Raw genomic sequence first — 25,471 nt, 5'->3', positions numbered from 1 at the left:
AACCTGCCTGGGTCGTTCCGAAGGCACTCTGTGTTCCTTAAAGCTAAAGCCCGGTTGAAAAAACAGATTTTGTTTGCATTTTCGCCCCAGTTTGCCGTTATACCCGGCTGAGGCGGGCGCGGATCAGGGACAGGTGGCAGGACGATGGGCTTCCCCGGCACATGGATGACGGAAAGCGAAAGCATGGTCTACCGGGTCGTGCCGAAATGCGCCTGTTCGACCATCGGCCAGATCATGTTCTATTCCGATCACGGGCGATTCTTCGACGGCGACATCCACGATGCCACGGACGGTCTGCACAAATGGGCGATCGAGGCCAGCCAGCCGGTGATCACCGACAATGTGACAGCGCACCGATCCTATGCCTTCACCTGCGTGCGCAACCCCTATACGCGCATCCTGTCCTCCTTCTTCGACAAGATTTGCGGCATCCAGCGCAACGGGCAACGCTACCGCGGCAAGCTGGTGCCGCTGCTGATCCAGAAATACGGGATCGACGTGGGCGGCGAGGACGGCAAGGCGGAGTTCGATCAGATCGCCTCCTTCCGCCGCTTCCTGCTCTTCGCGCGCGATACGATCCGTTGGCGCCGCCCGATGGACCCTGACATTCACTGGTCCGCGATGTCGGGCCATGTCTCGACCTTCATCGCCAATGGCGGGACCTATGACCGGATATTCTTCACCGAGCGGTTCAATGACGGCATGCAGGACGTGCTCGACCATGTTGAGACAGCGCACAAGGTCAAGCTGGACAATATTCCGCGCTTCAACGAGTCCGAAGGCCACGGCCCCAAGCGCGCCCACCCGGTCGAAGCCTATTTCGACGACCTGTCGATGCACCTGGTCAAGGAAATGTACCACCGGGATTTCGAACTGTTCAAATACGATTTCGACAATCCCGCCAACAAGATGCCCCTGGCCGAGATCGACCTGGGCGAGGTGCATGCCAAGCTGAAGGACTGAGGCGCGGCCTCAGACCAGCCCATGCGTGCGGTAGAGCTGCATCAGGTCGGCCTCGGGCCGCGCGCCGATATGGCCGATCACTTCGGAGGCCGCGACATTGCCCATTTCCGCGGCCGTCATCGGGCCGTGGCCATGCGTGACGCCCCAGAGAAAGCCCGCCGCGAAGAGATCGCCCGCCCCGGTCGCATCGACGATTTGCGTGGGCACCGCGGGCGCAAGCCAGCGTTCCCCGCCCGCAAGCACATGCGCGCCGTTCTCGCTGTCGGTGCAGACGACCGTCTCCACCTCCCGCGCGGCCTGTCCCAGCGCGGCGTCCAGATCGGGTGTGCCGTATATTTCCAGCATCTCGGCCCGGTTGCAGAAAAGCAGGTCCAGATCGTCCACGATCATCCGGCGGAACGCATCGCGGTGGCGCTGGATGCAGAACGGATCCGAGAGCGTCAACGCCACCTTGCCGCCCGCCGACCGGCAGGAGGCAATGGCGCGCTCGAAGGCGGCGTGGCTTTCGGGGCCGTCGAAGCGGTAGCCTTCGAGATAAAGCCATTCGGCTTCGGCCATCATTGTCGCGTCGATATCCTCGGGGCCCAGGTGCTCGGAGACGCCCAGATAGGTGCTCATCGAGCGTTCGCCGTCGGGCGTGACCAGCACCATGCAGCGCCCGGTTTCCGCGCCAGCATCCTGCGGCGCGGGCGGGACCGCGTAATCGGCGCCCTGCGCGCGCAGGTCATGCGCGAAGATCGCACCAAGCTGGTCGTCCTTGACCTTGCCGACATAGGCGGTGCGCCCGCCCAGCGCCGCGATGCCCGCAATGGTGTTGGCCGCCGAGCCGCCGGAGACCTCGACGGATGGGCCCATGCGGCCATAGAGGTCCACCGCGCGGTTCCGGTCGATCAGTTGCATCGTGCCCTTACCGATGCCGTTTTCGGTCAGGAAGGCGTCGTCGGTATGGCAGAGCACGTCCACCAGCGCGTTGCCGATCCCGACAACCTGATATTTCTTCGTCATACGGTCTTCTCCTCATAGGGGCAGAGGTCGCGGATGATGCAATTGGCGCAGATGGGCTTGCGCGCCTTGCAGACATAGCGGCCATGCAGGATCAGCCAGTGATGGGCGTGAAGCTGGAATTCCACCGGCACGTTGTCCTCGATCGCGCGCTCTACGGCCATCACGTCGCGGCCGGGTGCGATCCGGGTGCGGTTGCCGACCCGGAAGATATGCGTGTCCACCGCCTGCGCGGGATGGCGGAGCCACATGTTCAGCACCACATTTGCCGTCTTGCGCCCGACACCGGGAAGGCTTTGCAGCGCCGCGCGGGAGGACGGCACCTCGCCGTCGAATTCCTCGGCCAGGATGCGCGAGAGCTTCATCACGTTGCGCGCCTTGTTGCGGTAGAGCCCGATTGTCCTGATATGCTCGATCAGGCCCGCCTCGCCCAGCGCGAGCATCCTTTCGGGCGTGTCGGCCACCTTGAAAAGGCCGCGCGTGGCCTTGTTCACACCCGCATCGGTTGCCTGCGCGCTGAGCGTGACCGCCACCAGAAGCGTGTAGGCGTTGATATGTTCCAGCTCGCCCTTGGGCTCCGCCACGCTGGCGCGAAACCGGGTGAAAATCTCTCGGATCGTGTGATAATCGAGCGGGCTTGCCATGCCCTCTCATGCCTCGTCCGCCCCCGATGGGCAAGAGGGTTGCGCAGGTTCCGGGTCGCGCACGGCGCACGCAGGCGCTAGGTCTGGGACACGGGCCGCAAGATCAGGTGAGAGAGACGACATGACAACCGACCGGGAACCGCAGAGCTACCATTACGGCGTGATGGCCCGCGCCATCGAGATCATCGACGCCGATGGTGGACGCGACCTGCCGCTGGAGACGCTGGCAGGCCGGCTCGGCATGAGTCCCGCGCATTTTCAGCGCGTCTTCTCGCGCTGGGTCGGCGTGTCGCCCAAGCGGTACCAGCAATATCTGACGCTGGATCACGCGCGCGAATTGCTTCGGGCGCGGGCGACGCTGCTGGACACGGCGATTGAAACCGGCCTCTCGGGCACCGGGCGTCTGCACGACCTCTTCCTGCGCTGGGAGGCTATGAGCCCCGGCGACTACGCCCGCCGCGGCGCCGGGCTCGACATCGCCTGGGGCGCCTTCGACAGCCCCTTCGGCGAGATCGTCGCGATGGGCACCGATCGCGGGCTCTGCGGCCTCGGGTTCAGCGCCGAATGCGGGCGCGCGGCGGCGCTGGAGGATTTGCGGTCGCGCTGGCCGGACGCGCGGTTTACCCATGCACCCGAGCGCATCGCACCCTGGGTCGAGGCCGCGCTGGGCCATCAGGGCGAAGCGCGCCTGCACCTGATCGGCGCACCGTTCCAGATCAAGGTCTGGGAAGCCCTGTTGCAGGTCCCCGAGGGCCATGTGACCACCTATTCGGCGCTGGCCGGGCGGATCGGCCACCCGAGGGCGGTGCGCGCGGTGGGCAATGCGGTGGGGCGCAATCCGGTAAGCTGGCTCATCCCCTGCCATCGTGCGCTGCGCAAGTCCGGGGGGCTGGGCGGCTATCATTGGGGACTGCCCGTCAAGCGCGCCCTTCTGGCCTGGGAAAGTGCGCGCGCCGACGCGCGGGAAACCGCTTAAATGTGACGCAGGTCGTGCAAGTTCTCGCCGCCATGCATATATTGCCGTCAACGATAACCACGTTCACGGGAATTCAATATGTTACGCGCACGTACCCCCCTGATGCTCGCCTCGGCCAGCCTTCTGACCCTGACCGCTTGCGTCGATCCCAACAACCCCCAGCCGGAGCGTAACCGCACTGCGGAAGGCGCGGTGATCGGCGGCCTGATCGGCGGCGTCGCCGGCGCCGCGACCGGCGATAACGGACTGGGCCGCGCGATCGGCGGCGCCGCCATCGGTGCCGCGGCTGGCGGCCTGATCGGCTCGCAGCTCGACAAGCAGGCGCGCGAGTTGGAGGCCTCGATGGACAGCCGCGTATCGGTCGTCAACACCGGCAACGAACTGATCGTCACCATGCCGCAGGATATCCTCTTCGATGTGGACAGCACCTATGTGAACCCGGTGCTGCGCGACGACCTGCGCACCCTGGCGGGCAGCCTCAACGACTACCCCAACACGACGGTGGACGTGATCGGCCATACCGACAATACCGGCACCGCCGCCTATAACCAGAACCTCTCCAGCCGGCGCGCCGACGCGGTGGCCGGCATCCTGACCGGCGCCGGCGTGCGGTCCAGCCGGATCCGCGCCTATGGTCGGGGCGAGAGCCAACCCGTTGCCTCCAACCTTAGCCCGGAGGGCCGCCGGCAGAACCGGCGCGTGGAAATCGTGATCCGGCCCAACGCCTGACCTGAACGGCGGGCCGGCACGGCCCCTGTCTTGCGCCCCCCATTGACTGGTCATATCATCTTACCGGCCAATGGGGGAACGCATGCCATTCCGTAAAGTCCAGTCCGAGAAACTTTCGACTGCCGTCACCCGGCAGATCGAATTGCTGATCCTGCGCGGCATCCTGCGTCCGGGCGAGCGGCTGCCCTCGGAACGCGAGATGGCCGACCGCATGGGCGTCTCGCGCCCCAGCCTGCGCGAGGCGATCTCGGAATTGCAGGAGCGCGGGCTGCTGACCAGCCGGGCGGGCTCGGGGGTTTTCGTCGCGGATGTGCTGGGTTCGGCCTTCTCGGAGCCGCTGATCCGGCTCTTCGCCAGCCATGACGAGGCGCTTTTCGACTATATCAGTTTCCGTCGCGATCTGGAGGGGCTGGCCGCCGAGCGCGCCGCGCGGCTGGGATCGGACACCGATCTGGCGGTGGTGGACGCCGTCTTCCGCAAGATGGAAGCCGCCCATGCCAAGCGCAATCCGGCGGACGAGGCCGCGCTCGACGCCGAGTTCCACATGGCGATCATCGAAGCTTCGCACAATGTCGTAATGGTCCACATGATGCGTTCGATGTTCCAGATGCTGCGCGAGGGCGTCTTCTACAACCGCAAGGTCATGTTCCGCCAGCGCACGACGCGCAGCGCGCTGCTGGACCAGCACCGGGCAATCAACACCGCGCTTCAGGCGCGCGATCCCAAACGCGCCCGCGCTGCGATCGAGGCGCATCTGAACTTCGTGAAACAGGCGCTGACCGATCAGAAGCGCACCGAGAAGCACGAGGAGATCGCGCGACTGCGCTTCCAGCACGAATCCTCGCGCTGAGCCTGCCACCCTCCGTCTCCGCCCCATCGAGAAATGTCGCGTAGGTACGGGCCGATCCCATGCGCTCCTGCTGCGCGCGGACCGATAGCGTGAAGGCGAGTTTCGCGAATACGCGTGCCATTGCGTATCTCCCTTGCCGGAAATGTTCAAAGGCCGAGGTCGCTCAACCCCGTATGGTCGTCGGGACGCGGACCCTGCGGCCAATGGAAAAGCCGCCCCGATGCCGCGATCGGCAGATCGTTGATCGACGCGATCCGCCGGCGCATCCGGCCGTCTTCGGCGAACTCCCAGTTCTCGTTGCCGTAGGACCGGAACCAGCTTCCCTCGGCGTCGTGCCACTCATAGGCGAAGCGTACCGCGATCCGGGTACCGGCGACGGCCCAAAGCTCCTTGATGAGGCGGTACTCCAGCTCCCGCTGCCACTTGCGGCGCAGGAAGGCGCGGATCGCGTCATGGCCGGTCAGGAACTCGGCCCGGTTCCGCCACTGGCTGTCGTCGGTATAGGCGGGTGTGACGACCTCCGGGTCGCGGCTGTTCCAGGCATTCTCGGCCATCCGCACCTTCTGGCGGGCGGTCTCTTCGGTGAACGGCGGCAGCGGGGGGCGGGTCATGGCGTGTCCTATCAGGAAAGAGTGTGAGAGCAGGATCAGTGCAACGGCAGGTCCGGCAATGCGGCGTGGGACGCGGCGGCCGGCACGGCGCGCTCGGCCGAAGCCTGAGTGCTCATGTCGTCGCTGCCGGGAGCCGGCACTGACAATTCGCAGAGGATCGCGAAGCCGAGCGCACCGGCCGGAACCCGGAAGGGAAGGCGAGAGAGAGACATGGTGTGACCTCCAGTTACCTGACAGCGAAGTGTGCTTACCGATCTGTACACTTTCTGACTGCTTAAATGTACCGATCAGTAACTTTTGTCAAAAAGTTTCTTCTCTTTCTCTTGCGGATTTCACACTTTCGTCCTGATATATTTAGGTCTTAATTGATCTTTTCAGACAAATCTCTTATGTACCGATCTGTCTAATCTGGAGCAGGCATGCGACCGAACAAACGCGATGAACTGGTCCGCAAGGCACTGGCTGTCTTCTATCGGAACGGCTTTCACGCCACCGGGATGGATATGCTGGTGGCCGAAACCGGGGTCTCCAAGACCTCGATGTACAAGCATTTCCGCAACAAGGACGAGTTGATCCTGGCCGCCCTGCGCCTGCGCGACGAGAGTTTCCGCAACTGGCTCTACCGCCGAATGGAGGCGCTCTCCGAATGCCCGCGCGGACAGATGCTGGCCATGTTCGACGCGCTGGCGGAATGGTTCGCCGCGCCGGATTTCCGCGGCTGCATGTTCATCAAGGCGGTGGCCGAGTTTCAGGAGCCGGAACATCCGATCCATGCCCAGTCCGCCGAACACAAGCGCCTGCTGGCAGAGCATTTCACCGCCCTCGCGCGCAAGGCCGGGGCAGCCGAGCCGGACCGCCTGGCGCGGTCGATCCTGCTGCTCAAGGAGGGCGCGATCGTCACCCGCGTGATGGGCAATGCAGGCGACGCGGCAGCGGATGCGCGGGCCGCCGCGGATATCCTGCTGGAGCATGCCCTGGGGCCCGACACCGCCCGGTGAGCCGCGGCGGGATCGGCAACGAAAAAGCCCGGCCACGTGGCCGGGCTTTTACAGTTCCATGATCCGCTGCGCCTAGTGCAGCTTCTTCTCCACCTCGCCGATGGCGTCGTCGATCAGCCCATTCGCCTGATCCGCAGACATCTGCCTGGCGATGACATCGCGCGCGGCGGCCACGGCCACGGCCACGGCGCGATCGCGCACATCGCGCACGGCAGCGTTTTCGGCCGAGGCAATCTGGTCTTCGGCGGCCTGGAGCCGGCGCGCGATGGAACGCTTGAGTTCCTCCTTCGCCTCCTCGGCGGCGGCGGTGGCTTCTCCGCGCGCGTACTTCACGATCCGCTCGGCCTGCTCGGCCACTTCCTTCTGCTTGCGCTCATAGGAGGCCAGCACTGCCTGTGCTTCCTCGCGCAGCGCCTTGGCCTCGTCAAGCTCGGCCCGGATCGTGTCGGCGCGCTTGTCCAACATGCCGGCCAGGATGCCCGGCACCTTGTAGTAAAGCAGCACCGCGATGAACAGGAGGAACGCAATCGACACCACGAAATTGGTGTTGTTGAGCGAGAAGAACGGGCCGCTCGCGGCCAGAACCGGCGTTCCGGAAAGCGCGAAGGCTGCGCTGATCGGGAAAAGTCTGCGCATGATCCCTACCCTTTCATCCGTGCCGTCACGGCGGTTTTGACCGCCTTGCCGTCCTCGGCGCCCGGCATGATCGCCTTGACCACCTCGACCGCCGTGTCGTTGGCCACCGCCTCGATGCTTTCCAGCGCGCTCGCCCGGATCTCGGAGATGCGCTTCTCCGACTCCGCCGATTTAGCCGCGATCTCGGCATCCGCCTTGGCGGTGGCGTCGTCCAGGTCCTTCTGGATGTCGGCCCGCGCCCCGGCGACGATGCGCCCGGCTTCGGCCTTCGCATCGGCCAGCGCCTTGTTATAGGCCTCTTCCGCCTCGACCGCCTGCTGCTTCAGATCCTCGGCCGCCGCCAGATCGTTGGCGATGGTCCCCTGCCGTTCGGCCAGAACGCTGGCGATGCGCGGCAGCGCGATCTTGGTGAGCACCAGGTAAATCACGACCAGCGTGACCACGAGCCAGAAAATCTGGTTCGGGTAGGTCGAGAAATCGAGCTGCGGCATGCCATCGGCATGTTCCACGGCCCCTTGTGCTTCTGTTGCCATCTTCGCCTCCTGCAACCCCGGAGCACGCGCAAGGCGCGCCCCTCAACCACGGGCGGCACGCCATGTGCCGCCCTGCGTGCGCGGGTTACTGAGCGTACATCAGCAGAAGTGCCACGAGGAACGAGAAGATCCCCAGCGCTTCCGAGAACGCGATACCGATGAACATCGTCGCGGTTTGGCTGGCCGCAGCCGACGGGTTGCGCAGCGCGCCCGCGATGTAGTTGCCCACGACGTGGCCCACACCGACGGCGGCGCCGCCCATGCCGGTACAAGCAAGACCGGCACCGACAAGAGCACCCATTTGAACCAGATCACCTTCGACTGCCATTTGTTCACTCCTTGGATTTGAATGGCTGGATTAGAGTTTGTTTGCGGGCCTCAGTGATGCGGATGAAGCGCATCCTTGAGGTAGACACAGGTCAGGATCGCGAAGACATAGGCCTGGATGAAGGACACCAGGATTTCCAGCGCGTAGACCGCGCTGATTGCCACGATCGGGGCGACGGCGCCGATGCCCAGCGCCCCGGCGAAACCCGCGAACACCTTCATCACCGCATGGCCGGCCATCATGTTGCCCATCAGTCGGATGGAGTGGCTGACCGGGCGCACAAAATAGGAGATCACCTCGATGAGCGCCAGGATCGGCCGCAGCGCCAGCGGCGCGGCCGTAATCCAGAAGAGGCTCAGGAAACTCACGCCATGCTTGACGAAGCCGATCACGGTGACAGAGACGAAGACGGCGATCGCCATCGTCCCGGTAACCGCCAGATGCGACGTGGTGGTGAAGCTCATCGGCAGCAGGCCAAGGAAGTTGGCGAAGACGATGAACATGAAAAGCGTCATGATATAGGGGAAGTACTTGACCCCGTCCTTGCCGGCGACGTCCTCGACCATCTGGTAGACGAAACCATAGGCCAGTTCCGCGATGGACTGTGTGCGCGACGGCACGATGGCGCGTCCGCGCGTGCCCAGTACGAGCAGCGCGATCACCGCGAGGATCGCGATCGCCAGCCAGAGCGTCACATTGGTCGGCGTGTACCACGCGATCGGGCCGTCACCGAAAAGCGGTTTGACCACGAACTGGTCCATCGGGTGAATGTTGAAACCGCTGCCACCTTCAGTCGCCACGTCCGTTCCCCTTGTCCTGCCCCCCGCCGGGGCCGTTATCGCCTGCGTCGCGCGCGGCCGCGGCGTCGCTCTCATACTTGCGCTGCATTTCCCTAGCGGTGCCGAGCATGACCCGCACGCCCGCCGCGAAACCCAGCAATGTCATCAGCACCAGGAAGACCGGCTTCGTGCCGAAGAGACTGTCCAGCCCCCATCCGATGCCAACGCCCATGACGATGCCCGTCACAAGCTCTGTAATCATCCGCCAGCCCGCATGGGTCTGGCTGTAGTGATCGTCGATCTGAGGACGTACCGGCTTCGTGCCGCGGAGCTTGTCGATCCGCTCCTGTAGGGCGTCCAGCTTGCGTGGATCCTGCCCGTCCGACATGCGCCATACCTCTTCGACGGTTGCGCGGACACTAGAAACGGGGACGGGGTGAGTCAAGCGCGATGGAAGATCGGCAGATGTTTGATAAGCAACTGTTTTTATTTCTATTTTCAAGACATGCGACAAGCAGGCACATCGCCCGGAACGCCGCGCCGTCGCGAAAACCCGACCCAAGCCATATTCAACCAAACGGTTGACGATACCCGGCACCCCGGCGTAACTGCACGGCGATGACCGATCCGCTCGACCTTGCCTTCGCGGCCCTGTCCGACGCCACCCGGCGGCGCATCCTGACCATGCTCCTGGAGGACGACATGGCGGTGACCGACGTGGCCGAGCCGTTCGAGATGTCGCTGGCCGCAATCTCGAAGCATCTGGCGATCCTGACGCGCGCCGGGCTCATCAGCCAGGAGAAGCGCGGCCGGGTCAAGTGGTGCAAGCTGGAACCCGACGCGTTGCGTGCGGCCTCAGTCTGGATGCAGGGGTTCGGCCAGTTCGAGCCGATCAATCTGGACGCGTTCGAGCGGTTCCTGGAATCCGAGCTGTCCGAGGACCGCCTACCCTGACCCCGCCGTCAGGCGCGTGCCGCGGCGCGGCGGGCGCCCTCGTCCTTCAGCAGCAGCACCAATGCCAGAACCGACAGGCCCAGCCCCGCCGCCACCAGCGCCGGCGGCGTCCCGCGGCCCAGCACGATCTCCCACAACAGAACCCAGCTCGGCGTCAGGTAGGTGTAGGCCATTACCTTGGCCGATGGCAGCCGCAGCGCCGCAAATTGCAGCAGCACGAAGGTCAGCGCGCTGGCGAAGACCGCGACATAGCCCAGCACCGCCCAGACCAGCCAGGGCAGCGCCGCCCAGTCGGTGGCGCGGATGTCGGACCAGCCGACCGCGACCAGCAGCACCAGCGCCGCCATCATCATGCCGAAGGTGAAGACCAGCGCGGGCTCGCCCCGGTTCAGCCGCGCTATCAGCGGCGGGTAGACGGCATGGGCCACACAGCCCAGGAAATAGACCGCCTCGCCCCGGCCGACATCGAAGGCCAGCAGCGCGCCCAGATCGGCGCGGAAGATCACCCAGAGCGCGCCCGCCGCACCCAGCGCCAGCGCCAGCGCCATGCGCGGCGTGGTGATCTGGCGCAGAACCAGCCAGCCGAAACCCGCCGCCATCACCGGCGTCAGCGTGAAGACCGCTGCGGCCGAAACCGGCGGCGCGGTCTTCAGCCCCTCGAACATCAGAACGAAATAGGCCCCGAAGAGCCCGCCGAGCACCACGTAGCGCCAGGGCGCGCGAAACTGCCCGCACCGCAACCCCGGCCCCAGCGCCGCAGCGGTCCCGATCAGCGCGCCCGCGATCACGAAACGCGCCGCGGTCAGGGCGAGCGGGGCGATCTCGTTTGCGATCATCGAGCCGAAGGAGAACGACCCGGCGACCAGCGCCGAGAAGAGAAGCATCGCCAGATGCCCCTGCATGGACGGCGGCAGGCGGGTCACGCCGCGGGCCAGTCTTCCGCCGCGGCCCGCAGCAGCTTGGTGAAGGCCTGCACCTTCGCGGTGCGGTGCAGGTCCACATGCGTGACCTGCCAGAGCGGCGACACCCATTCCGGGCGCGGCGGCATGACCTCCATCAGGTCGGGGTCCGATCGGCCGCGCCAGACCGGCAGGAAGCCGATCCCCGCACCGGCGCGCACGGCCTCCAGAATGCCGAGCTGGTTGGGCGCGCGGAAGGTCACGCGCTCCTCCGGCAGATGCTCGCGCATCCAGATGCTGGTCGGCGCGCGCGACGCGGGATCGGCCACGGCGATGAAACGGTGCCTGTCCAGCGCCCCGTCTGTGACCGGGCCGCCATGGCTGCGCAGGTAATCGCGGTGGGCGTAGGCGGCGGCGGGCATGTCGGCCAGCCGCTGCACCACGTTGTCGGGCTCCTGCGGGGCGCCGCCCGCGCGGATCGCCACATGCGCCTCGCCATACTCCAGCTTCAGCAGCTGTTCGCCCGCGATGATCCGCACCGTCACGTCCGGGTGCATGACCTGGAAACGCGCCAGCACCGGGGTCAAGAGCCCCACCATCTCCGCCAGGGTGGTAACGACAAGCTCGCCCGAGACGCTGGCCCCGCGTCCGCGCAGGCGCCCGGCGAGTTGACCGAACTGATCGTCGGTCGCGGCCGCCACCTGCAGCAGATCCTCGCCCGCCTCGGTGGGCGTATAGCCGCGCTGGTGGCGCTGGAAGAGCTTGACGCCCAGCCGGTCCTCCAGCGCATCGACATGCCGGATGACCGTGGAATGATGCACGCCCAGCACGCCCGCCGCCGCGCTTACCGTGCCCAGCCGCGCGACGTGATAGGCTGTCCTGATCTCGTCCCAGTTCTCCATTCGCGCACCTGTGCACAACGCGCCCCTATTTGCGACCAAGCCGCGCGGTAAGGCAAGGACGATTTCCAGCGCCCGTGCCCGGCGGCGGGCCTGCCGGCCTTGACAGCCGCCCGCCCCGCCGCTAAGGCCCCTCCTGATCCGGACAGGTGCAAGCCGTCCGGTCCCGGTCATGTCCGGGATCGCCCCCCGTCAGCGAGTTTCGCCCACGGGGGAGATTGGTGTTTGGAGACCCGCCTCCTACATGAGGGGGCAGGTGCAACGGAAACCGCCGAGGAGGGCCGGGAGCATGTTCGAAAGCCTGTCAGAACGCCTCTCCGGCGTTTTCGAGCGGCTGACCAAACAGGGCGCGCTGAGCGACGACGACGTCGCCACAGCGCTGCGCGAGGTCCGCGTGGCGCTGCTGGAGGCCGACGTGTCGCTGCCCGTGGCCCGCAACTTCGTGCGCGCGGTGCAGGAAAAGGCCACCGGCCAGGCGGTCACGAAATCGGTCACGCCGGGCCAGCAGGTCGTCAAGATCGTCCATGACGAGCTTGTGGCGGTCCTGTCGGCGGGCGAAGAACCCGGCGCGCTCAAGATCGACAACCCGCCCGCGCCGATCCTGATGGTCGGGCTTCAGGGCTCGGGCAAGACCACGACCACCGCCAAGCTCGCCAAGCGGCTGACCGATCGCGACGGCAAGCGCGTGCTGATGGCCTCGCTCGACACCAACCGCCCGGCCGCAATGGAACAGCTCGCGATCCTGGGCAAGCAGATCGGCGTCGATACCCTGCCCATCGTCAGGGGCGAGACCGCCGTGCAGATCGCCAAACGCGCCAAGCAGCAGGCGACGCTGGCGGGCTACGATGTCTACATGCTGGACACCGCCGGGCGACTCCATATCGACGAAGCGCTGATGGACGAGGTGCAGGCGGTACGCGATGTCGCGACCCCGCGCGAGACCCTGCTCGTCGTCGACGGGCTGACCGGGCAGGACGCCGTCAACGTGGCCGAGGAGTTCGACGGCAAGGTCGGCATCTCCGGCGTTGTGCTGACGCGGATGGATGGCGACGGGCGCGGCGGCGCGGCGCTTTCGATGCGCGCGGTCACCGGCAAGCCGATCAAGTTCGTCGGCCTCGGCGAGAAGATGGACGCGCTGGAGACCTTCGAGCCCGAGCGTATCGCCGGCCGCATCCTGGGCATGGGCGATATCGTGTCGCTGGTCGAGAAGGCGCAGGAGACCATCGAGGCCGAACAGGCCGAGCGCATGATGCGGCGTTTCCAGAAGGGTCAGTTCAACATGAACGACCTGAAAGGCCAGCTCGAGCAGATGCAGAAGATGGGCGGCATGGAAGGCATCATGGGCATGATGCCAGGCATGGGCAAGATGGCCAAGCAGGTGCAGGAGGCCGGTCTCGACGACAGCGTGCTCAAACGCCAGATCGCGCTGATCCAGTCGATGACCAAGAAGGAACGCGCCAATCCGCAGATCCTCCAGGCCAGCCGCAAGAAGCGGATCGCCGCGGGTGCCGGACAGGAGGTGCAGGAGCTCAACCGCCTGCTGAAGATGCACCGCCAGATGGCGGACATGATGAAGAAGATGGGCAAGAAGGGCGGCCGCGGCCTGATGAAACAGGCGATGGGTCAGATGTTCGGCAAGGGTGGCATGCCCGGCGGCATGGGCGGCATGGACCAGAAGGCGCTGGAACAGGCGGCCCAGCAAATGGGCGGCAAGCTGCCGGGTCTCGGCGGCGGCGCGGGCCTGCCGCCGGGCCTGAGCGGGCTGGGGAAGAAGAAGTGACCGACACGGTCGTCCATATTCCCGCGCTGGAGACCGACCGGCTGATCCTGCGCGCGCCGCGGCTGGAGGATTTCGAGCCGCGTGCGGCCTTCTACGCCTCCGACCGCTCGATCTGGGAAGACGGGCCGATGGATCGGGCGGCGGCCTGGCGCGTCTGGGCCTCCGAAGTCGGGCAATGGACGCTGATGGGCTATGGCCCCTTCGCCGTCGAGGACCGGGCGACCGGCGCCTATCTGGGCGAGGTCGGCATCTACGAGCCGTCGGCCTATCCCGCACCCGAACTGGGTTGGTTCGTGGTGCCGGAGGCCGAAGGCCGCGGTATCGCGGGGGAGGCCGCGCGCGCGGTCATGGCCTGGGCGCGTGACCCGCTGGGCTGGACCCGGCTGGTGAATTACATCGACGCGGGCAACGCGCGCTCCATCGCGCTGGCGCTGCGTCTGGGCGGGGTGCGCGACGACAGCCTGCCGGGCAGTGGCCCCGGCGACGTCGTCATCCGGCATGACCTGGAGGCACTCGCATGATCGACCCGACCGCCCGCGCCGCCAGGATCCTGGCCGGACATCGCGACAGCATCGACCGGCTGGACGCGATCCTGGTCTACACGCTGGCCGAACGGTTCAAGCACACGCAGGCCGTGGGCCGACTGAAGGCCGAGCACGACCTGCCGCCCTCGGACCCGGCCCGCGAGGAACAGCAGATCGCCCGGCTTCAGCGCATGGCGCTGGAGGCCGACCTGGATCCCGAGTTCGCCGCGAAATTCCTGAACTTCATCATCGGCGAAGTCATCCAACACCACGAGAAACACCAGAAATGACCGGGATTTTCCCGGCCCCAAGCCAAGGACACAAGGAGATCAAACCATGGCAATGAAAATCCGTCTCGCTCGCGGCGGCTCGAAAAAGCGCCCCTTTTACCGCATCGTCGCGGCCGACAGCCGCATGCCACGCGACGGCCGCTATATCGAGAAGCTGGGCATCTACAACCCGCTGCTGCCCAAGGACAGCGAGGATCGCGTGAAGATGGACCTCGAGCGGGTGAAATACTGGCTGGGCGAAGGCGCCACGCCGACCGACCGGATCAGCCGCATGTTGGAAGCCGCGGGCGTTCTGGAGAAGAAGGAACGCAACAACCCGAATAAGGCCGTGCCAGGCAAGAAAGCCACCGAGCGCGCCGAGGAGAAGGCCGCCAAGGCTGCCGCCGCCGCCGAAGCCGCCGCCGCACCGGTTGAGGAAGCCCCCGCCGAGGAGCCCGAGACCGAAGACTCTGCGGCGGAGTGATCCGCCGCGGCCATCGGCGGTGACGCGATGCTCTGGGCGATGATTCCGGGATGGGGCCTGATGCGACGCGCGGTGAGTGCCGCGCTGATCGCGGCGGCCTTCTATGCCGGAATCGAGTTCCAGCGCGCCGTCGCCGCCGACCGCTGCCAGGATGCCGGGGGCCGCGTCGCCGAAAGCGGCCTTTGCAGGGGGCTGCCATGACTGGGGATACCAAGACAGGCCGGGTCTGCGTCGGCGCGATCGCGGGCGCCTTCGGAGTGCGCGGCGAGGTGCGGCTCAAGAGCTTCTGCGCCAACCCCGCCGACATCGCCACCTATGGCGCGCTGACGACCGAGGACGGCAGCCGCAGTTTCACCGTGACGCTGACGCGCCCCGTCAAGAACGGCTTCGCCGCGCGGCTTTCGGGCGTGACCGGCAAGGAGGCCGCGGACGCGCTGCGCGGGGTGCGCCTGCATGCCGACCGCGCCCTGCTGCCCGATCTGGGCGAGGACGAGTTCTACCACGCCGATCTCATCGGGCTGACGGTACTCGATACCGGCGGGACCGCGCTTGGCACCGTGCGCGCGGTGCTCAACCACGGCGCCACGGACCTGCTGGAAATCGGCGGGCCGGGGCTGCAAGATACCGTGCTGTTGCCCTTCACGCGCGAAGCCGTGCCGACCGTGGACATGGCCGCGGGCCGGATCGTCGCGGACCCGCCGGACGGGCTCTTCCCGGACCGGGCCGATGACTGAGACGCCGCGCAAATCCCACGGCCGGCTGTCGATCTCGGCCTCCGCGCGTCCGCGCGGCCTGATGGAGGGGCCGCCGCGGCTCAGCGGCGCCTGGACGGCGAAGGTCATCACGCTCTTCCCCGAAGCCTTCCCCGGCACGCTGGGCCTGTCGTTGACCGGCAAGGCGTTGCAGGAAGGGCTCTGGGCGCTGGAGACGGTGGACCTGCGACAGTTCGGCGAGGGCCGGCATCGAAATGTCGATGACACCCCGGCGGGCGGCGGTGCGGGAATGGTGCTGCGCGCCGACGTGGTGGGCCGCGCCATCGACGAGGTCCAGGCCGGCACGCCGCCCGGATGGCCCATCGTCTATCTCAGTCCGCGCGGCAAGCCCTTCGATCAGGCCATGGCGCGGCGCTGGACCGAAGCGCCGGGGATCACGCTGCTCTGCGGCCGGTTCGAAGGCGTCGATCAGCGGGTGCTCGACCATTACGGCGTGGCGGAGGTCAGCCTCGGCGACTTCGTCCTGACGGGCGGCGAGATCGCCGCGCAGGCGGTAATCGACGCCACCGTGCGCCTGCTGCCGGGCGTTCTGGGCAATGCCGAGAGCGCCGCCGACGAAAGCCATTCCGCCGGATTGCTGGAACATCCGCAATACACCCGCCCCGCCGAATGGAAGGGCCGTGGTATCCCCGCGGTGCTGACCTCCGGCGATCACGGTAAGGTGGCCGAATGGCGCCGCGAGATGTCCGAGAAGCTGACGCGCGAGCGGCGCCCGGACCTGTGGCGGCGTCGTAACGCGGACAAGAAGGACGATTGACGCCACCGCGCCGACGCATCGGCTCTTGATCGCGGGCGGGATTGGACCTATACCCCGCCCGTCCGCGGCTGAATCGGCCGTCCGGACCCGTCGTCTTTTTCCGCATGGCACCCTTTCTTCGGGGCGCGGCAGGGAAAACGGCGCGGCTTTGAAAGGCAATGTCGGACTGATCTCTGGCGGGCGCGGCACGCGGACCCGGAAGAAGACCAAGAGCTCTGAGCCCGCACGACACCTTCACGGGAAAACCGTGAGCTGAAAGGACGAACGACATGAACCTGATCGAACAGATCGAGGCGGAACAGATTGCCGAACTCGGCAAGACGGTCCCCGATTTCAAGGCCGGCGACACGATCCGCGTGGGCTACAAGGTGACCGAGGGCACCCGGTCCCGCGTGCAGAACTACGAAGGCGTCTGCATCGCGCGCAACGGCGGCAGCGGCATCGGCGCCTCCTTCACAGTGCGCAAGATTTCCTTCGGCGAGGGCGTGGAGCGCGTGTTCCCCCTCTACTCCACCAATATCGACAGCATCACCGTGATCCGGCGCGGCAAGGTGCGGCGCGCCAAGCTCTACTATCTGCGCGCGCGCCGGGGCAAATCGGCCCGTATCGCCGAACAGACCAATTACAAACCCAAATCCGGCGCCGAGGCCTGAGGAGAAGAGCGATGAAAAAGGATATCCATCCCGACTACCACTTCATCGACGTCAAGCTGACCGATGGCACCGTCTACAAGATGCGCTCCACCTACGGGGCGGATGGCGACACGCTGCAGCTCGATATCGACCCGACCGTGCATTCCGCCTGGACCGGCGGCGGCCACCGCCTGATGGACACCGGCGGGCGCGTTTCGAGGTTCAAGAAGAAATACGAAGGTTTCGGTTTCTGAACGCGGCGTTGCACGTCTGACGACTGGACACGAAACAAGGGCCGTGCCGCCGGATGGCGGTGCGGCCTTTTTCTTTGCGGGGCGCGCATGCCTGCGCGAAACACGTCTTGCAATGAGTTGCTGTCCGCGACCCTCGAAACCGATCCGCGCCCGGACACACGCCCCCTTTTCGGGCCGTTTCCAAATGCCTATAGAGAAGCGCGCCCCGCGGGGCGCGCTTTTTCGTTCCGCTCTGGAGGGTTGCGCGTGCCCCATATCATCGTCACCGGAAACGAGAAGGGCGGCTCGGGCAAATCGACGACCTGCATGCATGTCGCGACCGCGCTCTCGCGCATGGGCCACCGGGTCGGCGCGCTCGATCTGGACGTGCGCCAGCGCAGCTTCGCGCGTTATGTGGAAAACCGCCTGGCCTTCGGTGCGCGCCGCGACATCTATCTGCCGACCCCGCTGATGGGCGCCCTGCCGGATCTGAGCGAAGCCGATCTCGCGCCGGGCGAGAATATCTGGGACCGCCGGCTGGGCGAGGCGATCCGCGGGCTGGAGCCGGTGACCGAGTTCATCGTCATCGACTGCCCCGGATCGCATACGCGGCTCAGCCAGCTTGCGCATTCGCTGGCCGACACGCTGATCACGCCGCTCAACGACAGTTTCGTGGATTTCGACATGCTGGCGCGGATCGACGGGGCGACCGGGCGCGTCACGGGGCCGTCGGTCTATTCGGAGATGGTCTGGCACGCGCGGCAATTGCGCGCCGAGGCCGGGCTCAAGCCGATCGACTGGATCGTGCTGCGCAATCGGCTGGGCAGCCAGAACATGCACAACAAACGCAAGGTGGGCACCGCGCTGACCGATCTGGCGCGGCGGATCGGCTTCCGCGTGGCGCCGGGCTTTTCCGAGCGCGTCGTCTTCCGCGAGCTTTTCCCCAGCGGGCTGACGCTGCTCGACCTCAAGGATACTGGCGTCACCAGCCTGAACCTGTCGAACATCGCCGCCCGGCAGGAGCTGCGCGACCTGATGAAGGCGCTCGACCTGCCGGGCGTCAGCGTCACCGTCTGACCGCCTGCGCCGGACCCGCGCGTCTTGCGCGGCGGGGGGCAATTCGGTATCCGGGCGCAAGTCTGCCGTCCGCGTGAAGGAACCCCGCGCCCATGGTCAGCTATCTTGACCCTGCCGGGGTCGATGTTATCGCGCCGAATTTCAAGCGCCGCCTGTCGGGCGTGACGGCCACGATCGTCCGGCTGGTGCCGCTTCAGGCGCGCGAGATCGCCATCGCGGCGGCCGGTCCCGTCCTGCCCGGCCATGTGCCGCAGATCCGCCTGCTGGCGCTCGTGACCATGCCGCGGCGCGGTCCGTCGGGCACGCGCGTCTGGCACGCGCGCCGCAATACCGAGATGCTGGGCGGGCTGGCGCTGAAATACCTGCTGGGCAAGAAGCTGCGGCTGCTTTTCACATCGGCGTCGCAGCGTCGGCATACCGGGCTGACGAAATGGCTGATCCGGCGCATGGACGCGATCGTGGCGACCTCGCGCAAGACCGCGCAATACCTGGAGCGCGACGCGCAGGTGATCCGTCACGGCATCGACACCGACACCTTTCACCCCGCCCCCGACCGCGCCGCGCTGAAGGCCGAACTCGGCCTGCCCGCCGGGCCGCTGGTCGGCTGTTTCGGGCGTATCCGCGCGCAGAAAGGGACCGATGTCTTCATCGAGGCGATGATCGAGGTGCTGCGCAACCGTCCGGATGCGGGCGGCGTGATCCTGGGCCGGGCTACCGAGAAACACCAGGGCTTCGAGCGTGAGTTGCGCGACAAGGTCGCGGCGGCGGGGCTGGCCGGCCGGTTGCGCTTCTGCGGCGAGGTGCCGGTGCATGAGATCGCCCGCTGGTACCAGGCGCTCGACCTTTTCGTGGCGCCGCAGCGCTGGGAAGGCTTCGGGCTCACCCCGCTGGAGGCGATGGCCTGCGGCGTGCCGGTGGTCGCCACCCGCGTCGGCGCCTTCGAGGAACTGATCGCCGAGGGCGAGACGGGCCACCTGATCGCGCCGGGCGACGCGGAGGGCATGGCCCGCGCCATAGCCGGGCTGCTCGACGATCCCGCCGCGCTGGCGCGCCAGTCGGCCGCCGCCCGTCGCCATGTGGAGCAGAATTTCCGGATCGAGGGCGAGGCCGCCGCTCTGACCGCCATCTATCGCGACCTTCTGGAGGCCCGGCCATGACGACGCTGCGCGAAGCCCGCGCCATCCTGAACTGGCATACCGGCCGGGCGGAGTGGCTCTTCATCCATATCCCCAAGAACGCCGGCGTGTCGCTGCGCAAGGCGCCGGCGCTGTCGGGGCGGATGATCTCGGCCGAGCCCTATTTCCACAAGAGCCGCGCCTATACCCGTGCCGTGGCCGCCAAGATGCGCGCCGGCGGCGAGCATCACGGCTTCCAGCATGCCCGCTGGCGCGATATTCATCCCAAGGTAACATCGCGGCTGACCGCGGTGGGCATCCTCCGCAACCCCTGGGCGCGCACCGTGTCGCGCTGGCAATTCGCGCGGCTGGCAGAAACCCAGGGCAAGGACGACCCGCGCTACCGCGACATGCGGCTGGAGGAGTTCCTGGAGGAACGCCACATCTACGGCCATGAACCCTTCTACTGGCACCGCGTCATCCGCGGCTGGTACCCGCAGGCCGATTACGTAACCGACGAGGCCGGCACGGTCCGGGTCGACCTGCTGCGCTTCGAGTCGCTGGCCGAGGACAGCATGCGCTATTTCGGCCTCGACCAGCCGGTGCGCAAACGTAATGTGAGCACCAAGAAGCGCACCGATTACCGCGAGTTCTACACCGACCGGACGATCCAGATCGTCGCGGACTGGTATGCCGCGGATATCGAGATGTTCGGCTTCGATTTCGACACGCCCGCGCGGCGGAACCTTGTTCTCCCGGATTCAGAGTGACTTGACCGGTATGTCCTTCGAGTACCTGAAATGCCTTTCGCCTGATCTGCCGCCGCCGCAGGATCTGGCCTGCGTGGCACTCGCTCACAATGAATTGGATATTCTGCCCGACTTCCTGGCGCATTACCGCGGACTCGGGGTCCGGCGCTTTTTGATGGTTGATGACCGATCCGATGATGGCACGCGTGAATTCCTTCTGGAACAAAATGGCGTCACGTTGTTCTGCCCGCGCGACGGATCGACCTACGCTGCACATAAGAAACAGTGGCGCTGCGAGCTACTGGATCATTTCGCGAATGGGCGCTGGTGCATCGCACCGGATATCGATGAGCATTTCGTCTATCGGTGCTCCAGCGCGTCCGCGCTAGCGGATTTGGTGGACACCCTCGATGCAGAAGGGGCCGAAGCGCTACATTGCACCATGGTCGACATGTATGCGGACTTGCCGCTGTCAGAGCACGAATATCGTGGCGGCGGTCTGCTTGAGGCATTTCCGCTTTTCGACGGACCGGACTCCTACTTCATGCTCCCCGCCGCCAGCCGGTTTCGCAGAAAATACCCGACCCCGTTCATGATGGCGTATGGCGGCATGCGGGACCGGCTCTTCTTCGGCCGGCATGGCATTGCCGGCCGGTTTCCCAGGCTGCTCATGGAGCGTTTCGGGGGCCTCAACGCCCCGTTCAACCCTGGTCCGGCCCGCCGGGTGCTGGCCAGAGTCACCCGGCGGGCGGCGCGCGCGCATCTTCCGCGCGATCCGTTCACATGCACCAAGCTCGCCCTGATCAAGTGGCGCAAGGGTATGACATTCTCCGGCGGCTCGCATGCCGTGACCGGCAGGCTGAAACTGTCCGAGCGGTCGGCGGTCCTGCTGCATTTCAAGTTCACACGCGGCGAGGCCGGGTTGGAATACATCGCGAAGCGTGGCCAGCACGCTGGTGGCGGGCGCTACTACCGCAAAATCCTGGAAAACCAGGATATCTTGACGGCATCACCGATATCGGCACACACCCGCCGCTTCACCGGGGCGGATTCCCTTGGCATGCTATTGCGCTAGAGGGTACAAAGCGCGTTAGCCGCCGCCTCGCCGACAGGAGAAGAGCCATTAAACCCAGATTCAGAACCCTCCGGAGACTTTGGCATCGGTCGATTGGCACAAGGATCATCTCCATCGATGGTGTGCGGTTGCGCTGCGGACCGGACGATCTGCCGGATTCTGTACGCAACTACCTGTTCAAGGGCACCTACGAACTGGGCGAACGGCTGCTGGTGAAGGAGATCGTGAAACCCGGCAGCCGGGTCCTCGAAATCGGCACCGGGATCGGCTTCATCAGCCTGCTCTGCACCCGGATCGCGGGCGAAGGAAACGTCCTCTCCTTCGAAGCGAACCCGGCGCTGCGCCGCGTGATCGAGGAAAACTATGCCCTCAACGGGGTCCGCCCCAGACTGGAAATGAAGGCCGTCACGACCGACGGCAAACCGATCCGGTTCTTCCAGAACGACAACATCATCTCCTCCTCGCTGATGGCCCGCGATATCGAGGCGAAAGAGATCGAGGTGGAAAGCGCTTCGATCCACGACGTCATCGAATCGCACCGGCCCGATGTCATCGTGATGGATGTCGAGGGCGCCGAGATCGACCTTCTTGCCACGGCCCACCTGTCGGGCGTGTCGGGCATACTCGTGGAACTTCACCCCCATATCGTCGGGGCCGAAAAGATCGAGGCGCTGAAAGAGCATATCCTGGGCCAAGGCTTCCGGCTGGACGGCAGCCGCCACAAGAACGCGCTCTTCGTGCGGGACAATGCCGGTAGAGCCTGATGGGACCGACCGTTTCCAGGCAATGTCCCGGAAAGCGGTTGAAAGTTACTACCGATGGCGCATCGCCATTTTGTTTCGTATTCTGCGAAACGAGTTGGCCCTGCGGTCGGTTTTCTCACCGCGACTCAAGGTGATCTATTTCTGCAATCCAAAGGTCGCGGGCTCCACCATCATCGGCACGCTGGTGCGCAGCGACGATCCTGACCTTGCCCGGGAACTGGGAGATCTCAACACCCTCGCGGCACGCAGGCGGATCAGTTCGGAACATGACCCAATGGCGTTCTGGTCTGCCTTGAACGATCCGGCCGTACTCAAGTTCAGCTTCGTGCGCGACCCCTATTCCCGGCTTCTGTCCTGCTACAAGGACAAAATCGTGCAGGCTCAGAACGCGGAAAGGTTCCGCCGCGCCCTCGGCTTGCCAGAAACCGGCGAAGTGGCATTCTCCGCCTTCCTGAAAGCCATTGCCCGGCAACGTCCGGGCGCCATGAACCGGCATTGGCGTCCGCAAGCACGATTGCTGCCTCCCTCGTTGCCAATGGATTTCATTGGCAAGTTCGAGCATTTCGATGGCGATTTTGGTAAGGTGCTCGACCGGTTAAATCTTCCGGCAAGCAATCTGACCGTCCTGCGTGGCCATGCGACCGGGACCGGAGCGGGCGGCGCAGTCTCGCTCACGTCCGAGGAGATTTCACTCATCAATCGCATCTACCGTGAAGATTTCCTACGCTTCGGATATTGCATGCGATAGGGCTACGGCGTGATGGGCAATCCTGCATCAATTTCCTGCCACACAGATGGCGGGCACATGGCCGGAGCGGGCGCAATGTGGCCCTCGCTCGTCATCAACCTTGCCGATAATACCCGACGGATGGAGAACAGCGCCACCGCGCTCACCGCGCAGGGCCTGCCCTTCGAGCGGATCGAGGCCGTCAACGGCTGGCAGATGGACGAGGCGGAGGTCGTGCAGGTCTATGACGCCGCCGCCAACCGCCGCCGCGCCCGTCATCCGCTGGTGCGCCCCGAGATCGGCTGCTATCTCAGCCATATCGCGGCGTGGGAGCGGATCGCGGAGGCCGAGGCCGCGGGCGGTTTCGTCTTCGAGGACGATTTTCAGGCCGGCGATGATCTCGCCGCTGTGCTCGGCCTGCTATCGCAGGACAGCGGCAGCGACTGGGATATGGTCAAGCTCTTCTCCTTCGATCGCGCCCCGAAATGCGTGCGCCGCCGCGCGCTCGACCGCGCGCATGAACTCGTCATCCCCTACCGCGTGCCGACCTGCCTGATCGGCTATGGGCTGACGCGCGACGCGGCGCGGCACCTGGCGGCGCGCGCCCGGCCCTTCTTCCGCCCCGTGGACGAGGACCAGAAATTCTTCTGGGAAACCGGGCTGCGCGTGGCGCTGGTGCTGCCCCCGCCGGTCAGCGTGGGCGATCAGCAGACCGTGACCGGCACGATCGGCAAGGCCCGCCGGAGCGCCGGAGAGGCGGGCGGGCTGGCGCGGTTCTGGCGCGGGCTGAGATACCAGGCCCACTACCGCGCGGCGCTGCACTGGCACCGGGCGCGGGGGACCGGGTCATGAGCGCCGCGCCCAAGGTCCTGCACCTGCATTTCGGCAAGGAAGGCGGCGCCGAACGCTTCTTCGTGAACCTTGTGCGGGCCTTCGGCGCGCGCGGCGTCGAGCAGCGCTTCGTGATCCGCCCGAACCGAAGCTGGCGCGACCAGATCGCGCCCTTCGGCCTGATCGTCGAGAACAACTACCGCTATCTCTCGATCTCCAGCCTGATCCTTCAATGGCACGTGCGCCGGATTTGCCGAACCTGGCACCCCGATGCGATCATGGCCTGGATGCCACGCGCCGCGCGGCTGATCCCCGACTGGCCGGAGGCGGTGAAATTCACCCGCCTGGGCGATTTCCCGCGCCACCTGGACCATTTCGGCCATTGCGACGCGCTGGTCGGAAACACGCCGGATATCGGCCGGCACTGCCGCGCGCTGGGCTGGGAAAAGCCGATGCTCACAATCAGCAATTTCGCCCGCCCGGTGCCGCCGAGTCCGGTGCGCCGCGCCGCCCATGACACGCCCGAGGACGCCTTCCTCATCGCCGCCGCCGGCCGGTTCGTCCATCGCAAGGGCATGGATCTGGTGATCCGCGCGGCCGCCCGCCTGCCCGGCGCCTGGCTCTGGCTTATCGGCGACGGCAAGGAACGCCCGGCGCTCGAAGATCTGGCCCGCGCCGAAGGCATCGCCGATCGCACCCGCTTCATCGGCTGGGTAGACGAGCCGATCCATCATATCGCCGCCGCCGACGCGCTTGGCATGGCCTCGCGTCACGAGCCGTTGGGCAACGTGGTGCTGGAGGCCTGGCAGGCCGGCGTGCCGGTCGTCTCCACCCGCTCCGAAGGGCCGGGCTGGTACATGCGCGACGGCATCGACGGCCGCCTGGTGGAGATCGACGACCTCGACGCCTTCGCCGCCGCCCTGGCCGGACTTCAGGCCGACCGTACCCTGGGCGCGCGGCTGGCCGAAGGCGGGCGCGCACGGCTTGGAGAACTCTTCAGCGAGGACCGGGTCGTGCGCAATTATCTTGCGCTCTTCGCCGGGGATTTCACCGACCCGCTGGAGCGCGCGGAGTGAAGGCGCTGGTCATCAATCTGGACACCGAGACCGCCCGCATGGCATTTCAGGCGGCGCAGCTTTCGGCGCTCGGCCTGGCCTTTGAACGGTTGGAAGCGGCCACGCCCGCAACGCTTTCCCCGCCCGCCGATGCGCGCTACTGGACCGGCTGGGAACGGCCGCTCCGGCAGACCGAGATGGCCGCCTTCGCCTCCCACCGCGCGGCCTGGGAACGGATCGCCACGGGAACCGCGCCGATGCTGGTGCTCGAAGACGACGCGCTGCTCGCGCCGGGCACCGCGGATTTCCTGGAGCGCGTGGCGCCGCTCGCGGGAATCGACCACATCACGCTGGAGACGCGCGGCCGCCGCAAGCTCGTGGCCCGCCGCGCCCATCCCGCGGCGCCGATGCGCAGGCTCTGGCAGGACCGGACCGGGGCCGCGGCCTACCTTCTCTGGCCCGCCGGGGCGCGGAAACTCCTGGAACGCACGCGCCGCCGGCCGGGACTGGCCGATGCGGTGCTCTGCGCGGCCTATGACCTCAGCTCCTGGCAGGCCGACCCGGCGCTGGCGATCCAGCTCGACCAATGCGCCGCGCACGGGCTGACGCCGCCCATCCCGACCGCTTCCGCCATCGGACGCGAGCGCCGCCCCGGCAAACGGGCCTATCCGCTGCGCAGGCTGGCCGCCCAGATCCGCATGGGCGTGCGCCAGCTCGCCCGCCTGCCCGGCGCGGAGCGACGCCTGATCGCGCCCACCCCCGATATGGCCCGCGCGCCCGGCCTCTCTCCCTGACCGTCCGAACCCTTCATCTTTCCACAAATAC

At 66.4% G+C, this 25,471-nt stretch carries 35 protein-coding genes; 24 read left to right on the top strand and 11 right to left on the bottom strand.

What is annotated here, in order from left to right; genetic code table 11:
* Window positions 1–144: 144 nt before the first annotated feature.
* Window positions 145–963, top strand: a complete 819-nt coding sequence (locus DDZ14_RS10950) for a sulfotransferase family protein (RefSeq protein WP_109425018.1) — start codon at window positions 145–147, stop codon at window positions 961–963.
* Window positions 964–972: 9 nt separating this feature from the next.
* On the opposite strand, the gene DDZ14_RS10945 is transcribed toward DDZ14_RS10950, so the two are convergent.
* Complete coding sequence (locus DDZ14_RS10945) at window positions 973–1,968, bottom strand: adenosine kinase (protein WP_109425017.1); 996 nt, start codon at window positions 1,966–1,968, stop codon at window positions 973–975.
* Window positions 1,965–2,609 (bottom strand): endonuclease III, encoded by a 645-nt coding sequence (gene nth / locus DDZ14_RS10940; protein WP_109425016.1) that lies wholly within the window; start codon window positions 2,607–2,609, stop codon window positions 1,965–1,967. Before nth ends, DDZ14_RS10945 begins: the two co-directional genes overlap by 4 nt.
* A 121-nt stretch (window positions 2,610–2,730) precedes the next feature.
* Here nth and DDZ14_RS10935 point away from each other — a divergent pair, with 121 nt between their 5' ends.
* The 3 genes from DDZ14_RS10935 to DDZ14_RS10925 all read left to right on the top strand — a co-directional run bounded on the left by DDZ14_RS10935 (window position 2,731) and on the right by DDZ14_RS10925 (window position 5,164).
* Window positions 2,731–3,585 (top strand): bifunctional helix-turn-helix domain-containing protein/methylated-DNA--[protein]-cysteine S-methyltransferase, encoded by an 855-nt coding sequence (locus DDZ14_RS10935; RefSeq protein ID WP_109425015.1) that lies wholly within the window; start codon window positions 2,731–2,733, stop codon window positions 3,583–3,585.
* Window positions 3,586–3,663: 78 nt separating this feature from the next.
* Window positions 3,664–4,314 carry an OmpA family protein gene (locus DDZ14_RS10930; RefSeq protein WP_109425014.1) on the top strand — a complete coding sequence of 217 codons (651 nt, stop codon included), beginning with the start codon at window positions 3,664–3,666 and terminating at the stop codon, window positions 4,312–4,314.
* An 82-nt stretch (window positions 4,315–4,396) separates the two neighbouring features.
* Window positions 4,397–5,164, top strand: coding sequence for an FCD domain-containing protein (locus tag DDZ14_RS10925; protein ID WP_109425126.1), 768 nt, complete (start codon window positions 4,397–4,399; stop codon window positions 5,162–5,164).
* A 146-nt stretch (window positions 5,165–5,310) separates the two neighbouring features.
* Here DDZ14_RS10925 and DDZ14_RS10920 read toward each other — a convergent pair whose 3' ends face one another.
* Window positions 5,311–5,775 carry a nuclear transport factor 2 family protein gene (locus DDZ14_RS10920; protein ID WP_109425013.1) on the bottom strand — a complete coding sequence of 155 codons (465 nt, stop codon included), beginning with the start codon at window positions 5,773–5,775 and terminating at the stop codon, window positions 5,311–5,313.
* Window positions 5,776–5,810: 35 nt separating this feature from the next.
* Window positions 5,811–5,987, bottom strand: coding sequence for a hypothetical protein (locus DDZ14_RS19690; RefSeq protein ID WP_158275511.1), 177 nt, complete (start codon window positions 5,985–5,987; stop codon window positions 5,811–5,813).
* A gap of 207 nt (window positions 5,988–6,194) precedes the next feature.
* On the opposite strand from DDZ14_RS19690, the gene DDZ14_RS10915 reads away from it, so the two are divergent.
* Window positions 6,195–6,773: a TetR/AcrR family transcriptional regulator gene (locus DDZ14_RS10915; RefSeq protein ID WP_109425012.1), complete on the top strand. Its 579-nt coding sequence runs from the start codon at window positions 6,195–6,197 to the stop codon at window positions 6,771–6,773.
* A 72-nt stretch (window positions 6,774–6,845) separates the two neighbouring features.
* Here DDZ14_RS10915 and DDZ14_RS10910 read toward each other — a convergent pair whose 3' ends face one another.
* From DDZ14_RS10910 to DDZ14_RS10890, 5 genes are all read right to left on the bottom strand, one after another.
* On the bottom strand, window positions 6,846–7,409 hold the full coding sequence (locus DDZ14_RS10910; RefSeq protein ID WP_109425011.1) for a F0F1 ATP synthase subunit B: 564 nt from the start codon (window positions 7,407–7,409) through the stop codon (window positions 6,846–6,848).
* A gap of 5 nt (window positions 7,410–7,414) precedes the next feature.
* Complete coding sequence (locus tag DDZ14_RS10905) at window positions 7,415–7,942, bottom strand: F0F1 ATP synthase subunit B' (protein WP_109425125.1); 528 nt, start codon at window positions 7,940–7,942, stop codon at window positions 7,415–7,417.
* Between the two features lie 85 nt (window positions 7,943–8,027).
* A complete protein-coding gene (locus DDZ14_RS10900) occupies window positions 8,028–8,270 on the bottom strand; it encodes a F0F1 ATP synthase subunit C (RefSeq protein WP_109425010.1) in 243 nt (80 codons plus the stop codon).
* A 50-nt stretch (window positions 8,271–8,320) separates the two neighbouring features.
* A complete protein-coding gene (locus DDZ14_RS10895) occupies window positions 8,321–9,031 on the bottom strand; it encodes a F0F1 ATP synthase subunit A (RefSeq protein WP_233252559.1) in 711 nt (236 codons plus the stop codon).
* Window positions 9,032–9,059: 28 nt separating this feature from the next.
* Entirely contained in the window at window positions 9,060–9,437 is a 378-nt protein-coding gene (locus DDZ14_RS10890) for an AtpZ/AtpI family protein (RefSeq protein ID WP_109425008.1), read from the bottom strand.
* Window positions 9,438–9,667: 230 nt separating this feature from the next.
* On the opposite strand from DDZ14_RS10890, the gene DDZ14_RS10885 reads away from it, so the two are divergent.
* Window positions 9,668–10,003, top strand: a complete 336-nt coding sequence (locus DDZ14_RS10885) for a metalloregulator ArsR/SmtB family transcription factor (RefSeq protein ID WP_109425007.1) — start codon at window positions 9,668–9,670, stop codon at window positions 10,001–10,003.
* Between the two features lie 8 nt (window positions 10,004–10,011).
* Here the strand turns inward: DDZ14_RS10885 and DDZ14_RS10880 are convergent, their stop codons facing one another.
* Window positions 10,012–10,917: a DMT family transporter gene (locus DDZ14_RS10880; RefSeq protein WP_109425124.1), complete on the bottom strand. Its 906-nt coding sequence runs from the start codon at window positions 10,915–10,917 to the stop codon at window positions 10,012–10,014.
* Between the two features lie 5 nt (window positions 10,918–10,922).
* Complete coding sequence (locus DDZ14_RS10875) at window positions 10,923–11,804, bottom strand: LysR family transcriptional regulator (RefSeq protein WP_109425006.1); 882 nt, start codon at window positions 11,802–11,804, stop codon at window positions 10,923–10,925.
* A gap of 286 nt (window positions 11,805–12,090) precedes the next feature.
* Here DDZ14_RS10875 and ffh point away from each other — a divergent pair, with 286 nt between their 5' ends.
* The 18 genes from ffh (at window position 12,091) to DDZ14_RS10790 (ending at window position 25,440) form a co-directional block, all read left to right on the top strand.
* On the top strand, window positions 12,091–13,581 hold the full coding sequence (gene ffh / locus DDZ14_RS10870) for a signal recognition particle protein (protein WP_109425005.1): 1,491 nt from the start codon (window positions 12,091–12,093) through the stop codon (window positions 13,579–13,581).
* Window positions 13,578–14,102, top strand: a complete 525-nt coding sequence (locus tag DDZ14_RS10865) for a GNAT family N-acetyltransferase (RefSeq protein WP_109425004.1) — start codon at window positions 13,578–13,580, stop codon at window positions 14,100–14,102. Before ffh ends, DDZ14_RS10865 begins: the two co-directional genes overlap by 4 nt.
* Complete coding sequence (locus DDZ14_RS10860; RefSeq protein ID WP_109425003.1) at window positions 14,099–14,395, top strand: chorismate mutase; 297 nt, start codon at window positions 14,099–14,101, stop codon at window positions 14,393–14,395. Before DDZ14_RS10865 ends, DDZ14_RS10860 begins: the two co-directional genes overlap by 4 nt.
* A gap of 46 nt (window positions 14,396–14,441) precedes the next feature.
* Complete coding sequence (gene rpsP / locus DDZ14_RS10855; RefSeq protein ID WP_109425002.1) at window positions 14,442–14,858, top strand: 30S ribosomal protein S16; 417 nt, start codon at window positions 14,442–14,444, stop codon at window positions 14,856–14,858.
* A gap of 60 nt (window positions 14,859–14,918) precedes the next feature.
* Window positions 14,919–15,059 (top strand): hypothetical protein, encoded by a 141-nt coding sequence (locus DDZ14_RS19875; RefSeq protein WP_199221333.1) that lies wholly within the window; start codon window positions 14,919–14,921, stop codon window positions 15,057–15,059.
* Window positions 15,056–15,592 (top strand): ribosome maturation factor RimM, encoded by a 537-nt coding sequence (gene rimM, locus DDZ14_RS10850; RefSeq protein ID WP_109425001.1) that lies wholly within the window; start codon window positions 15,056–15,058, stop codon window positions 15,590–15,592. The genes DDZ14_RS19875 and rimM overlap by 4 nt, the downstream gene beginning before the upstream one ends.
* The gene (gene trmD, locus DDZ14_RS10845) at window positions 15,585–16,388 is read left to right on the top strand and encodes a tRNA (guanosine(37)-N1)-methyltransferase TrmD (RefSeq protein WP_109425000.1); all 804 of its coding nucleotides are present in this window, start codon (window positions 15,585–15,587) and stop codon (window positions 16,386–16,388) included. Before rimM ends, trmD begins: the two co-directional genes overlap by 8 nt.
* Before the next feature lie 269 nt (window positions 16,389–16,657).
* On the top strand, window positions 16,658–17,041 hold the full coding sequence (gene rplS, locus DDZ14_RS10840; RefSeq protein ID WP_109424999.1) for a 50S ribosomal protein L19: 384 nt from the start codon (window positions 16,658–16,660) through the stop codon (window positions 17,039–17,041).
* A gap of 11 nt (window positions 17,042–17,052) precedes the next feature.
* Window positions 17,053–17,274 carry a 50S ribosomal protein L31 gene (gene rpmE / locus DDZ14_RS10835; RefSeq protein WP_109424998.1) on the top strand — a complete coding sequence of 74 codons (222 nt, stop codon included), beginning with the start codon at window positions 17,053–17,055 and terminating at the stop codon, window positions 17,272–17,274.
* 246 nt (window positions 17,275–17,520) lie between these two features.
* The gene (locus DDZ14_RS10830) at window positions 17,521–18,330 is read left to right on the top strand and encodes a division plane positioning ATPase MipZ (RefSeq protein ID WP_109425123.1); all 810 of its coding nucleotides are present in this window, start codon (window positions 17,521–17,523) and stop codon (window positions 18,328–18,330) included.
* A gap of 92 nt (window positions 18,331–18,422) precedes the next feature.
* Complete coding sequence (locus tag DDZ14_RS10825; protein WP_109424997.1) at window positions 18,423–19,487, top strand: glycosyltransferase family 4 protein; 1,065 nt, start codon at window positions 18,423–18,425, stop codon at window positions 19,485–19,487.
* Window positions 19,484–20,215: a sulfotransferase family 2 domain-containing protein gene (locus tag DDZ14_RS10820; protein ID WP_109424996.1), complete on the top strand. Its 732-nt coding sequence runs from the start codon at window positions 19,484–19,486 to the stop codon at window positions 20,213–20,215. Before DDZ14_RS10825 ends, DDZ14_RS10820 begins: the two co-directional genes overlap by 4 nt.
* 10 nt (window positions 20,216–20,225) lie before the next feature.
* Entirely contained in the window at window positions 20,226–21,269 is a 1,044-nt protein-coding gene (locus tag DDZ14_RS10815; protein WP_233252553.1) for a glycosyltransferase family 2 protein, read from the top strand.
* A gap of 128 nt (window positions 21,270–21,397) precedes the next feature.
* Window positions 21,398–22,033 carry an FkbM family methyltransferase gene (locus tag DDZ14_RS19685; protein WP_158275509.1) on the top strand — a complete coding sequence of 212 codons (636 nt, stop codon included), beginning with the start codon at window positions 21,398–21,400 and terminating at the stop codon, window positions 22,031–22,033.
* Complete coding sequence (locus DDZ14_RS10805; protein ID WP_109424993.1) at window positions 22,017–22,781, top strand: sulfotransferase family 2 domain-containing protein; 765 nt, start codon at window positions 22,017–22,019, stop codon at window positions 22,779–22,781. The genes DDZ14_RS19685 and DDZ14_RS10805 overlap by 17 nt, the downstream gene beginning before the upstream one ends.
* Window positions 22,782–22,856: 75 nt before the next feature.
* A complete protein-coding gene (locus DDZ14_RS10800; protein ID WP_109424992.1) occupies window positions 22,857–23,612 on the top strand; it encodes a glycosyltransferase family 25 protein in 756 nt (251 codons plus the stop codon).
* Window positions 23,609–24,667, top strand: coding sequence for a glycosyltransferase (locus DDZ14_RS10795; protein ID WP_109424991.1), 1,059 nt, complete (start codon window positions 23,609–23,611; stop codon window positions 24,665–24,667). The genes DDZ14_RS10800 and DDZ14_RS10795 overlap by 4 nt, the downstream gene beginning before the upstream one ends.
* Window positions 24,664–25,440 (top strand): glycosyltransferase family 25 protein, encoded by a 777-nt coding sequence (locus DDZ14_RS10790; RefSeq protein WP_233252552.1) that lies wholly within the window; start codon window positions 24,664–24,666, stop codon window positions 25,438–25,440. Before DDZ14_RS10795 ends, DDZ14_RS10790 begins: the two co-directional genes overlap by 4 nt.
* Window positions 25,441–25,471: the final 31 nt, after the last annotated feature.

This window comes from Maritimibacter sp. 55A14 (assembly GCF_003122205.1).
GTDB lineage: Bacteria > Pseudomonadota > Alphaproteobacteria > Rhodobacterales > Rhodobacteraceae > QEYE01.
This window is presented reverse-complemented; position numbering and strand designations above follow the sequence as displayed.